Here is a 13,023-nt window from a genome sequence, read left to right on the forward strand (position 1 = left end):
TAAGGAGAAGAATACAATGACCAGTGAATACCAGAAAATGATAGCAGGAGAGGTTTACCGTCCATCGGATCCAGAACTGCGGGCCTTGGCTCAGGCTTCTCGCCAAAAACAGGCTGCCTTTAACCGAGAAGAAGATCCCTTAAAGGGAGCTGGAATCATTAAGGCTTGGTTTGGTTCGACTGGGCAAAATCTATATGTCAATCCATGTCTGGTGGTCGATTATGGAGTCAATATCCATCTAGGGGAAAATTTTTATTCTAACTGGAACTTGACCATGCTGGATGTTTGTCCGATTCGCATTGGAGACAATGCCATGATTGGTCCCAACTGTCAGTTCTTGACTCCACTTCATCCGCTGGATCCACATGAGCGAAATTCAGGTATTGAGTACGGTAAGCATATCACAATCGGAGACAATTTCTGGGCTGGTGGTGGCGTCATTGTACTGCCTGGAGTTACACTTGGGAATAATGTTGTCGCAGGAGCAGGGGCCGTGATTACCAGGTCCTTTGGAGATAATGTTGTGTTAGGTGGCAATCCTGCGCGCGTGATTAAGGAGATACCTGTGAAATAGAAGTAGAAAGGAACAGCGGGTGTTGTTTCTTTTCTGTCATTCCCTTGTTCTTCTATAATGGAGAAAAAGGGAGTGGAGATAAAAACTTCTTCTATATTTTTTACCCAACCCACATTTACTTACTCTATATCTTAGCAAGTCTGCTTCATTGATCAATTTTAAATCATCTTGTAACTGGGATGCTTTTTGATGCAAGAAGTACTAGTGTAGGAGAGAGTTTTTGTGGATGACTCGATGATGTCAATGATTTTTTCTATTTATTTTCAGTCAAAGATGATACAATAGTAAGGTCGCAAACACTAGACTGCGCAGGCAGGAGGTAATCTTATGTGCTTATTTCATCGAACTTGTCTTGCTACCTATTCTTGCTGGTACACTAGCGAATGTCTTATCGGAGTGGCTTATCCGATTTGTAGCAAGCAAATGCGACAAGAAAAAGAAATAGCCTGAGCGCCTTGAGCAAGCGCAAAAAAACACCACTGGCGGCAACCGGTGGTGTTTTCTTATGTGCTTATTTCATCGAACTTTTAAGCAAGTCCATTGTACCATTAAAAAGAGTCTCTGTCAAAAATATTGTTATTGTATTGTTTCTCTCCTCAGTTCATCAGCCCCTCCTTGACACTCCGTCAATTTTTGATACAATAGTACAAAATTAGAGGAGGTAGGTTATGATTCAGAAACACGCGATTCCCATTTTAGAGTTTGATGATAATCCTCAGGCGGTTATCATGCCCAATCACGAGGGGTTGGATTTACAGTTGCCAAAGAAGTGTGTCTATGCTTTTTTAGATGAGGAGATTGACCGCTATGCGAGGGAAGTAGGGGCCAACTGTGTCGGTGAATTTGTTTCTGCCACCAAGACCTATCTAGTCTATGTCATCAACTATGAGGGTGAGGAGGTCTGTCTGGCTCAGGCTCCTGTTGGTTCAGCTCCAGCAGCCCAGTTTATGGATTGGTTGATTGGCTATGGTGTGGAGCAGATTATTTCCACAGGTACCTGTGGTGTCTTAGCCGATATAGAGGAAAATGCCTTTCTAGTCCCTGTTTGCGCTCTGCGAGATGAAGGAACCAGTTACCACTATGTGGTACCTTCTCGTTATATAGAAATGCAGCCAGAGGCTATTGCTGCTATTGAGCAAGTTTTGGAAGCCAGAGAGATTCCCTATGAAGAAGTCATGACCTGGACGACAGATGGTTTTTACCGAGAAACGGCTGAAAAGGTGGCTTATCGTAAGGAAGAAGGCTGTGCTGTTGTGGAGATGGAGTGTGCTGCACTTGCGGCAGTAGCCCAACTGCGTGGGATTCTCTGGGGAGAGTTGTTGTTTACAGCTGATTCCTTAGCAGACTTGGACCGGTACGATAGTCGTGACTGGGGTTCGGAAGCTTTCGAAAAGGCCTTGGAACTCTGCCTTGAGATAGCCTTTCAGATATAGCTACTCTCCTACTTTTTATGGTACAATGGATGTATGTTATTTAAATTATCTAAGGAAAAAATAGAGCTAGGCTTATCTCGTTTATCGCCTGCCCGTCGTATTTTTTTGAGTTTCGCCTTGGTCATTTTACTAGGCTCTCTTCTTTTGAGCTTGCCTTTTGTCCAAGTGCCTAGCTCTCAAGCGACTTATTTTGATCATCTTTTTACAACTGTATCTATGGTCTGTGTGACAGGTCTTTTTACCCAGCCTGTCGCTGACACCTACAATATTTGGGGTCAGCTCATTTGTATGTTCTTGATTCAGATTGGTGGTCTGGGGCTCATGACCTTTATTGGGGTTTTCTATATCCAGAGCAAGCAAAAGCTTAGTCTTCGTAGCCGTGCAACTATTCAGGATAGTTTTAGTTATGGAGAGACTCGATCTTTGAGAAAGTTTGTCTATTCTATTTTTCTCACGACTTTTTTGGTTGAGGGTTTGGGAGCTCTATTCCTCAGTTTTCGTTTTGTTCCTCAACTTGGCTGGGGGCGCGGTCTCTTTAGTGCTATTTTTCTAGCTATATCCGCCTTCTGTAATGCCGGTTTTGATAATTTTGGAAGTACGAGCTTGATTGCTTTTCAGACTGATCCCTTGGTTAATCTGGTCATCGCAGGTTTGATTATCACAGGTGGTCTTGGATTTATGGTCTGGTTTGACCTTGCTACGCATATAGGGAAAAAGAAAAAAGGGCGCCTGCATTTTCACACCAAACTGGTTTTATTACTGACGGTGGGGCTACTAGCTTTTGGGACGGTGAGCAGTCTCGTTCTTGAATGGAACAATGCAGGGACGATTGGCAATCTCCCTGTTGCAGATAAGGTCTTGGTCAGCTTTTTCCAAACTGTCAGCATGAGAACGGCTGGTTTTGGGACAATTGATTACAGCATGGCTCGTCCTGTTACCTTATTGATTTATATCTTGCAGATGTTTCTAGGTGGGGCTCCAGGAGGGACAGCTGGGGGGCTCAAGATTACCACATTTTTTGTCCTCTTGGTCTTTGCACGAAGTGAGCTTCTAGGCTTACCTCATGCCAATGTCGCTCGACGGACGATTGCGCCACGAACAGTTCAAAAATCCTTTAGTGTCTTTATTATCTTTTTGATGACCTTCTTGCTGGGCTTGATTTTACTAGGGATCACAGTCAAGGGAAATCCTCCCTTTATCCACCTCATATTTGAAACCATTTCTGCTCTTGGGACAGTCGGAGTGACGGCAAATTTAACTCCAGATTTAGGGAAATTAGCTCTAAGTGTGATTATGGTTCTCATGTTTATCGGACGAATTGGTCCCTTGACCCTGCTGGTCAGTCTAGCAGATTACCATCCAGAAAAGAAAGATATGATTCACTATATGAAAGCAGATATTAGTATTGGTTAAGAAAGGAAAGAGCATGTCAGATCGTACGATTGGAATTTTAGGCTTGGGAATTTTTGGGAGTAGTGTCCTAGCTGCCCTAGCCAAGCAGGATATGAATATTATCGCTATTGATGACCACGCAGAGCGCATCAATCAGTTTGAGCCAGTTTTGGCGCGTGGAGTGATTGGTGACATCACAGATGAAGAATTATTGAGATCAGCAGGGATTGATACCTGCGATACCGTTGTAGTCGCGACAGGTGAAAATCTGGAGTCGAGTGTGCTTGCGGTTATGCACTGTAAGAGTTTGGGGGTACCGACTGTTATTGCTAAGGTCAAAAGTCAGACTGCTAAGAAAGTGCTGGAAAAGATTGGAGCTGACTCGGTTATCTCGCCAGAGTATGAAATGGGGCAGTCCCTAGCACAGACCATTCTTTTCCATAATAGTGTTGATGTCTTTCAGTTGGATAAAAATGTCTCTATTGTGGAGATGAAAATTCCTCAGTCTTGGGCAGGTCAAAGTCTGAGTAAATTAGACCTTCGTGGCAAATACAATCTGAATATTTTGGGTTTCCGAGAGCAGGAAAATTCCCCATTGGATGTTGAATTTGGACCAGATGACCTCTTGAAGGCAGATACCTATATTTTGGCAGTCATCAACAACCAGTATTTGGATACCCTAGCAGCATTGAATTCGTAAAGAGGGATGATCCCTCTTTTTTGATGCCCAAGATGGCAAAGAGAGACAGAAGCCTTGTATTCTAGTAAAAGTTCTTCAAAGGCTGGACTTTATGGTAAAATAGAAAGAAGTGACAAGAGAGAGTAATACTCAATGAAAATCAAAGATCAAACTAGGAAACTAGCCGTAGGTTGCTCAAGACAGTGTTTTGAGGTTGCAGATAGGGTTGACGCGGTTTGAATTTAATTTTCGAAGAGTATAAGAAAAAATCAGTCCCCTAAAGGAGCAGATTATGAAGTTATTGTCTATCGCCATCCCTAGCTATAATGCTGCAGCCTATCTTCATTACTGTGTGGAGTCGCTAGTGATTGGTGGTGAGCAAGTTGAGATTTTGATTATCAATGATGGGTCTCAGGACCAGACTCAGGAAATCGCTGAGCGTTTGGCCAGCAAGTATCCTAACATCGTTAGAGCCATCTATCAGGAAAATAAGGGCCATGGCGGTGCGGTCAATCGTGGCTTGGCGGAGGCTTCTGGGCGCTATTTTAAAGTAGTGGATAGTGATGACTGGGTGGATCCTCGTGCCTACTTAAAAATTCTTGAAACCTTGCAGGAACTAGAGAGTGAGGGGCAGGAAGTAGATGCCTTTGTGACTAATTTTGTATATGAAAAGGAAGGTCAGTCTCGTAAGAAGAGTATGAGTTATGAGTCAGTCTTGCCTGTCCAACAGATTTTTGGCTGGGACCAGGTCGGAAATTTCTCCAAAGGCCAGTATATCATGATGCACTCGCTGATTTATCGGACGGATTTGTTGCGAGTGAGCCAGTTCCAATTTCCTGAGCATACTTTTTATGTCGATAATCTCTTTGTCTTTACCCCCCTTCAGCAGGTCAAGACCATGTACTATCTGCCTGTCGATTTCTATCGTTATTTGATTGGGCGTGAGGACCAGTCTGTCAATGAGCAAGTGATGATTAAGCGCATTGACCAGCAACTCAAGGTTAATCGTCTTTTAGTAGACCAGCTTGATTTATCTAAAGTAAGCCACCCCAAAATGCGAGAATATCTGCTGAATCACATTGAGATTACGACGGTGATTTCCAGTGCTTTGCTCAACCGAGCAGGCACAGCAGAGCATCTTGCCAAAAAACGGGAGCTGTGGACCTATATTCAGCAGGAAAATCCAGAGGTCTTTCAGGCTATTCGCAAAACCATGCTCAGCCGTTTGACCAAACATTCGGTCTTGCCAGCCCGCAAACTGTCCAATGTTGTCTATCAAATCACCAAATCTGTTTATGGATTTAATTGATATAAGTATTTTATAAGAGGGATTTAAGAAAAATTTTAACTTTTTCTTAGTCCTTTTTAATTTTAGGAGATTATACTAGAGTCATCAAATAAAGAAAAACTCTAAGGAGAATCCTATGAAATTCAATCCAAATCAAAGATATACTCGTTGGTCTATTCGCCGTCTTAGTGTCGGTGTTGCCTCAGTTGTTGTGGCTAGTGGCTTCTTTGTCCTAGTTGGTCAGCCAAGTTCTGTACGTGCCGATGGGCTCAATCCTACCCCTGCTCAAGTCTTACCTGAAGGGGAATCGGTAACGAAAGAGGGTGACTTAGCAGAAACTCAGGGAGACACCGTTCTTGCTCAAGTGAAACCTGAGGTCGTTGCTGGAAATACAAACTCACTTTCTACACCTACAGAAGGAACTGAAGTGAGCGAGGAAACAAGCCCTTCTCGTCTGGATACACTTTTTGAAAAAGGTGAAGAAGCTCAAGAAAATCCAGAGCTAACAGATGTCTTAAAAGACGCTGTAGATACAGCTGATGTGGATGGGACACAAGCAACCCCAGCAGATATTGAAAAAGCTGTCGATGAGGATGTTAAAGACAGTATCGATGTCCCAGCTGGCTACCTAGAACAAGCCAAAGTTCCCGGTCCTTTCTTGGCTGGTGTAAACAAACCGCTTAAATATGAACTTTTCGCAGGCGATGGTATGTTGACTCGTCTCTTGCTCAAAGCATCTGACAAGGCTCCATGGTCAGATAACGGTGTCGCTCAAAACGAGAAAATTCCACCAGTGAAAAATTTACCTGATGACAAGTATTACTATCAAGTATCTTTGAATGGTAACACCACAGGTAAGCAGGGTCAGGATTTATTAGATACACTTCGTACTAATGGTACAAATACCTATGAAGCTACCCTGACTGTCTATGAAGCAGCCGGAGATAAACCTGATTTGACTAAGGTTGTCAAGGAACGTAAAGTCAATATTACCTTGAACGGTCTTGTAACAAGAAGCGATGTTAACTCTGCAGTTGAAAACAACGTTAAAGACAGTATCGATGTTCCAGCAGCTTATCTTGAAAAAGCTGAAGGAAAAGGTCCTTTCACTGCCGGTGTAAACCAAGTAATTCCTTATGAACTATTCGCAGGTGATGGTATGTTGACTCGTCTATTACTAAAAGCTTCTGATAAGGCTCCTTGGTCTGATAATGGTGTAGCTAAAAATCCTGCTTTATCTCCATTAGGAGAAAATGTGAACACTAAAGGTCAATATTTCTATGAAGTAGACTTAAATGGCAATACTGTTGGTAAACAAGGTCAAGATTTAATTGATCAGCTTCGTGCTAATGGTACTCAAACTTATAAAGCTACTGTTAAAGTTTACGGAAATAAAGACGGTAAAGCTGACTTGACTAATCTAGTTGCTACTAAAAATGTAGACATCAACATCAATGGATTAGTTGCTAAAGAAACTGTCGAAAAAGCTGTTAAAGATAACGTTAAAGACAGTATTGATGTTCCTGCTGCTTATCTTGAAAAAGCTGAAGGAAAAGGTCCTTTCACTGCCGGTGTAAATCAAGTAATTCCTTATGAACTCTTCGCTGGTGATGGTATGTTGACTCGTCTCTTGCTCAAAGCTTCTGATAAGGCTCCATGGTCTGATAATGGTGTAGCTAAAAATCCTGCTTTATCTCCATTAGGAGAAAATGTGAAAACAAAAGGTCAATACTTCTATGAAGTAGACTTAAATGGCAATACTGTTGGTAAACAAGGTCAAGATTTAATTGATCAGCTTCGTGCTAATGGTACTCAAACTTATAAAGCTACTGTTAAAGTTTACGGAAATAAAGACGGTAAAGCTGACTTGACTAATCTAGTTGCTACTAAAAATGTAGACATCAACATCAATGGATTAGTTGCTAAAGAAACTGTCGAAAAAGCTGTTAAAGATAACGTTAAAGACAGTATTGATGTTCCTGCTGCTTATCTTGAAAAAGCTGAAGGAAAAGGTCCTTTCACTGCCGGTGTAAATCAAGTAATTCCTTATGAACTCTTCGCTGGTGATGGTATGTTGACTCGTCTCTTGCTCAAAGCTTCTGATAAGGCTCCATGGTCTGATAATGGTGTAGCTAAAAATCCTGCTTTATCTCCATTAGGAGAAAATGTGAAAACAAAAGGTCAGTATTTCTATGAAGTAGACTTAAATGGCAATACTGTTGGTAAACAAGGTCAAGCTTTAATCGATCAGCTTCGTGCTAATGGTACTCAGACTTACAATGCTACTGTTAAAGTTTACGGTAACAAAGATGGTAAAGCAGATTTGACAAATATCGTAGCAACTAAACAAGTGACTATTAAGATAAATGTTAAAGAAACATCAGACACAGCAAATGGTTCATTCTCATCTTCTAACTCTGGTTCTGGCGTGACTCCGATGAATCACAGTCATGCTACAGGTGCGACTCATCAAACGGCTGCTGACCATAAGGACATGATGGCACCAGCCAAAGAGACTGATAAAGCAATGCCAGCAAATGACCAAATGGAAAAATCAGGTATGAAGACTGAGACTCCAGCTCCAGGTACTACAGATAGCATGCCTGCTGACACCATGACAAGCTCTACCAATACGATGGCAGGTGAAAACATGGCTGCTTCTGCTAACAAGATGGCTGATACGATGATGTCAGACAAGATGATGTCAGATGATAAAGCTATGCTACCAAATACTGGTGAAGCTCAAACATCAATGGCAAGTATTGGTTTCCTTGGGCTTGCGCTTGCAGGTTTACTCGGTGGTCTAGGTTTGAAAAACAAAAAAGAAGAAAACTAATCAGCTAAGGAAATAAATGAGGGATAGTAGGCTGACTAAGGCTAGTTTACCAACTCAATCAGCAATCAGGACTTTCTTTCAATAGCAGATTAAAATCATCGTAAAACAATAAAAATAGTGTTATACTTAAAGCAGTATAGCACTGTTTTTATCAAAGGAGAGACAGATGGGAAAGACAATTTTACTCGTTGACGACGAGGTAGAAATCACCGATATTCATCAGAGATACTTAATTCAGGCAGGTTATCAGGTCTTGGTAGCCCATGATGGACTGGAAGCGCTAGAGCTGTTCAAGAAAAAACCGATTGATTTGATTATCACAGATGTCATGATGCCTCGGATGGATGGTTATGATTTAATCAGTGAGGTTCAATACTTATCACCAGAGCAGCCTTTCCTATTTATTACTGCTAAGACCAGTGAACAGGACAAGATTTACGGCCTGAGCTTGGGAGCAGATGATTTTATTGCTAAGCCCTTTAGCCCTCGTGAGCTGGTTTTGCGTGTCCATAATATTTTGCGCCGCCTTCATCGTGGGGGCGAAACAGAGCTGATTTCCCTTGGTAATCTGAAAATGAATCATAGTAGTCATGAAGTTCAAATAGGAGAAGAAATGCTGGATTTGACTGTTAAATCATTTGAATTGCTGTGGATTTTAGCTAGCAATCCAGAGCGAGTTTTCTCCAAGACAGACCTCTATGAAAAGGTTTGGCAAGAAGACTATGTGGATGATACCAATACCTTGAATGTGCATATCCATGCTCTTCGACAGGAGTTGGCAAAATATAGTAGTGACCAAACGCCCACTATTAAGACAGTTTGGGGGTTGGGATATAAGATAGAGAAACCGAGAGGACAAACATGAAACTAAAAAGTTATATTTTGGTTGGATATATTATTTCAACCCTCTTAACCATTTTGGTTGTTTTTTGGGCTGTTCAAAAAATGCTGATTGAGAAAAGCGAGATTTACTTTTTGCTTGGGATGACCATCGTTGCCAGCCTTGTCGGTGCTGGGATTAGTCTCTTTCTCCTATCACCGGTCTTTACGTCGTTGGGCAAACTCAAGGAACATGCCAAGCGGGTAGCGGACAAGGATTTTCCTTCAAATTTGGAGGTTCAAGGCCCTTTAGAATTTCAACAATTAGGGCAAGCTTTTAATGAAATGTCCCATGATTTGCAGGCAAGCTTTGATTCCTTGGAAGAAAGCGAACGAGAAAAGGGCTTGATGATTGCTCAACTTTCGCATGATATTAAGACTCCTATCACTTCAATCCAAGCGACGGTAGAAGGGATTTTAGATGGGGTTATCAAGGAGTCGGAGCAAGCTCATTATCTAGCAACCATTGGGCGTCAGACGGAAAGGCTCAATAAATTGGTTGAAGAGTTGAATTTTTTGACCCTAAACACAGCTAGAAATCAGGCGGATATGACTAGTAAAGACAGTATTTTTCTGGATCAGCTCTTGATTGAGTGCATGAGTGAATTTCAGTTCTTGATTGAGCAGGAGAGAAGAGATGTCCACTTACAGGTAATCCCAGAGTCTGCCCGAATTGAGGGGGATTATGCCAAGCTTTCTCGTATCTTGGTGAATCTGGTTAATAATGCTTTTAAATACTCTGCTCCAGGAACCAAGCTGGAAGTGGTGGCTAAGCTGGAGAAGCACCAGCTTTCAATCAGTGTGACCGATGAAGGACAGGGGATTGCCCCAGAGGACTTGGAGAATATTTTCAAACGCCTTTATCGTGTAGAAACTTCGCGTAATATGAAGACAGGTGGTCATGGCTTGGGTCTTGCGATTGCGCGTGAATTGGCCCATCAATTGGGTGGAGAGATCACAGTTACTAGCCAGTACGGCCTCGGAAGCACCTTTACCCTCCTTCTTAACGGTAAATTCCCAAACTAAGTTCCACCGCTAATCCAAGTGGAAGTTAGTCTGATAAAAATCCTAAAAACCAGTGGAAATCCGTGTCAGGGTAAGTTCCACTGGTTTTAAATATGCTTGATTTTATTGTTTTTGTAGCCGAAAGGAATCGAAAAAAAGAGCGCACAAAATCCCCTCATCTGAAAGCGTTTCAGATTAAGTTCCGCTATGGTGGAAGTTAGTGTGAGACGTTTGAATAGGGTTTTAGGTTAGTTTTTAGAACTTATGTTGGAGTAATGTAGACGACTGACAGACGTCTTCTGCAGGTATTTTAGAAATGCCGAGAAGCTTAGGAATTTCTTCTCCATAAGTAAAGGCAAAGAGTTCATAAGCTGACTTTCCATTCAAAGCAGCACGTTTGACGCTGTTGACATGAGAGCAGACGAGATTGATGTCCTCTTGAGTTAAGTTGTCAAAGGAAATTCCCTTTGTTAGGATGTCGCGAATCAAGGTGTGATTTTTCTCGATTCTCCCTTTCTGGTCAGAGCGATTAGGGTCACAAAAGAAGAGTTTACTCTCTCCTCGCACATCCATTTCGATGTCATCAACCCTTGCAAACTCTCCACCATTATCGGTAAGAATGACAGGGAAGAGTTGGAAGAAATCTTTGTCAGCTTGGTGAAGAGTGTTCTTGATGTCATAGAGGTGTTTGGTAACCTCAAGGGCAGTTTTATTATCCAGCAGTCTAGCGAAGATACAGTTACAGAAAGATAGATTGAAGGTGAGTAGGACTTTACCTCCCATTCTGCCCATAACGGTATCCATTTCTAGCCAAGAGTCTAGTTGATTAAGGGTTAAATAATTTAGGAAATCCTCATAGGAACGGCCTTTTTTAGCTTCTTTAGGGATGGGAGGTAGCTTACTTTTTCTTCGTTCTTTAAATTTAACGGCTCTGGTTAGGTCAATAGGAGCGATAGACAGGTAACCTTTTCGGATGTGTCGATAGACAGTTGAGGAGCTGACATCAAGATTGTGAGTTTTGAGGATATGATAGATGTGTTGTCCCTTTTTAACACCATCAGAAATGACTTTGTCCATGTCCCAGAAGGTCTTAGAATTGAGGGGAGTTCCTTCACGAGCTTCTACAAGAGTTTGTTCGTATTGTTTTTGAGCTTGTTTAGCGAGGTAGAAGATTTTTTTAAATCCACAATTTTGTCTTCTTTTAGGACAGCCGTTACAGACAAAGGGAGCCTTGTCGAGTAGAGGGCAAGGAAGGTTATGGCCTGTAGACTCTCGGACTTGTCTGTTTCGTTTGACTTCTTTGGAAACAGTAGTCGGGTCTTTTAGAATAAGTTGCCCGATCGCTTTGAAGGTTTCACCGCGCTCTAAGCCCAGTTGGATATCATTACGGTCTGAAAGGGTAAGATGTTTATGTTTTGTCATAGTAGACCTCATTTCTAACTCAAACGTCTCACACTTAATTCCACCATAAAAATCCGTTTTAGACTAACTTCCACTTTGGATAGGCAAGTGGAAGTTACTTTGAGAAGTTAGCCCTCCTTCTTAACCTCTCTGGCAGTGAAAATAAAGCTTAAAACCCCTTTACAAATCTAGCCATTCATGGTAAAATGGATTTTGTGTGAAATATCAGCAGGAAAGCATGAAGCTCGTCAACAGGTGTCTTATGATAAGTAACCTTGGCTGTTTAGGCGAAGGGCATCTGCACGAATCAGGGCTTTCTAAGTGACTATTTCCACCGAAATATTATTTATATCAGGAGGACATTCACATGTCACGTTATACAGGACCATCTTGGAAACAAGCTCGTCGCCTTGGCCTTTCACTTACAGGTACAGGTAAAGAATTGGCACGTCGTAACTACGTACCAGGACAACACGGACCAAACAACCGTTCTAAATTATCAGAATACGGTTTGCAATTGGCTGAAAAACAAAAACTTCGTTTCACTTACGGTGTAGGTGAAAAACAATTCCGTAACTTGTTCGTACAAGCTACAAAAATCAAAGGCGGCATCCTAGGTTTCAACTTCATGCTTCTTTTGGAACGTCGTTTGGATAACGTTGTTTACCGTCTTGGTCTTGCGACTACTCGTCGTCAAGCTCGTCAATTCGTAAACCACGGTCACATCCTTGTTGACGGAAAACGTGTTGATATCCCATCATACCGCGTAACTCCAGGTCAAGTGATCTCAGTTCGTGAAAAATCATTGAAAGTTCCAGCTATCCTTGAAGCAGTAGAAGCTACTCTTGGACGTCCAGCATTCGTATCATTCGACGCTGAAAAATTGGAAGGTTCATTGACTCGCTTGCCAGAACGCGACGAAATCAACCCAGAAATCAACGAAGCACTTGTCGTTGAATTCTACAACAAAATGCTTTAAGATAAGACTTTATATTGTAAGAAGCCTACAACAGTGGGCTTTTTGCTTTGTCTTAAAATGTTAATCTCTGGGTTTGTTTAGAGATTTGCTAGTAAGGTTATTGGTGTATCTAAGTCTATCTATTCCAAGAATGACGCGATGTTGATGATATAATATTTTGGCCCCTTCGCTTTAAGGAAGGGAGGTGTTACATATGTTAGAAACTTTACTCACAGTGTTTCTAGCTCCGTTACTTGTTAACGTACTATCTGAGCTTTTCAAGCTATGGATAAAGAGACGTAGCAAGTAGCATTTAACCCTTTAAGAGGGTAGCAAAAAACCCCATCGGTGGCACGGTGGGGCTTTTTTAGCTACATATGCTGTAACTTTACTCACATTGTAAGTTCATTCTAACATATAACACCCAATATTTCAAGCTTTTGTTTTTATATGTATGCGGTAGAATTTTTTAGAACGCCTAAATTCATACAATTTTTAGGAGAACATCACCGAGTTTTAAAAAAAGACTGAACAAATTTCTTGCTCAGTCTTGACATTGATACACTTATCAGGTATCA

General features: G+C 41.7%; 10 protein-coding genes. 9 read left to right on the plus strand and 1 reads right to left on the minus strand.

Annotation, left to right across the window (positions count from 1 at the left end):
- Positions 1-16: 16 nt before the first annotated feature.
- The 8 genes from OC529_RS09810 to OC529_RS09845 all read left to right on the plus strand — a co-directional run bounded on the left by OC529_RS09810 (position 17) and on the right by OC529_RS09845 (position 10,107).
- Positions 17-574 carry a sugar O-acetyltransferase gene (locus tag OC529_RS09810; protein ID WP_262082040.1) on the plus strand — a complete coding sequence of 186 codons (558 nt, stop codon included), beginning with the start codon at positions 17-19 and terminating at the stop codon, positions 572-574.
- Between the two features lie 668 nt (positions 575-1,242).
- The gene (locus OC529_RS09815) at positions 1,243-2,007 is read left to right on the plus strand and encodes a nucleoside phosphorylase (RefSeq protein ID WP_262082041.1); all 765 of its coding nucleotides are present in this window, start codon (positions 1,243-1,245) and stop codon (positions 2,005-2,007) included.
- Between the two features lie 33 nt (positions 2,008-2,040).
- Positions 2,041-3,420, plus strand: a complete 1,380-nt coding sequence (locus OC529_RS09820; protein WP_262082042.1) for a potassium transporter TrkG — start codon at positions 2,041-2,043, stop codon at positions 3,418-3,420.
- 13 nt (positions 3,421-3,433) lie between these two features.
- Positions 3,434-4,099 carry a potassium channel family protein gene (locus OC529_RS09825; RefSeq protein ID WP_050082205.1) on the plus strand — a complete coding sequence of 222 codons (666 nt, stop codon included), beginning with the start codon at positions 3,434-3,436 and terminating at the stop codon, positions 4,097-4,099.
- 271 nt (positions 4,100-4,370) lie between these two features.
- Entirely contained in the window at positions 4,371-5,387 is a 1,017-nt protein-coding gene (locus OC529_RS09830; RefSeq protein WP_262082043.1) for a glycosyltransferase family 2 protein, read from the plus strand.
- 115 nt (positions 5,388-5,502) lie between these two features.
- On the plus strand, positions 5,503-8,202 hold the full coding sequence (locus OC529_RS09835) for a PavB family fibronectin-binding SSURE repeat adhesin (protein ID WP_262082044.1): 2,700 nt from the start codon (positions 5,503-5,505) through the stop codon (positions 8,200-8,202).
- A 166-nt stretch (positions 8,203-8,368) separates the two neighbouring features.
- Positions 8,369-9,067 (plus strand): response regulator transcription factor, encoded by a 699-nt coding sequence (locus OC529_RS09840; RefSeq protein ID WP_000520643.1) that lies wholly within the window; start codon positions 8,369-8,371, stop codon positions 9,065-9,067.
- On the plus strand, positions 9,064-10,107 hold the full coding sequence (locus OC529_RS09845) for an ATP-binding protein (RefSeq protein WP_262082045.1): 1,044 nt from the start codon (positions 9,064-9,066) through the stop codon (positions 10,105-10,107). Before OC529_RS09840 ends, OC529_RS09845 begins: the two co-directional genes overlap by 4 nt.
- 234 nt (positions 10,108-10,341) lie before the next feature.
- On the opposite strand, the gene OC529_RS09850 is transcribed toward OC529_RS09845, so the two are convergent.
- Positions 10,342-11,508 (minus strand): IS30 family transposase, encoded by a 1,167-nt coding sequence (locus tag OC529_RS09850; protein WP_262081817.1) that lies wholly within the window; start codon positions 11,506-11,508, stop codon positions 10,342-10,344.
- A 346-nt stretch (positions 11,509-11,854) separates the two neighbouring features.
- Between OC529_RS09850 and rpsD the strand changes: the two genes are divergently transcribed.
- Positions 11,855-12,466, plus strand: coding sequence for a 30S ribosomal protein S4 (gene rpsD / locus OC529_RS09855; protein WP_000092756.1), 612 nt, complete (start codon positions 11,855-11,857; stop codon positions 12,464-12,466).
- The last annotated feature ends 557 nt before the right edge of the window (positions 12,467-13,023 follow it).

Origin of the sequence: Streptococcus sp. Marseille-Q5855, assembly GCF_946901985.1 — a bacterium.
Taxonomy (GTDB): Bacteria; Bacillota; Bacilli; order Lactobacillales; family Streptococcaceae; genus Streptococcus.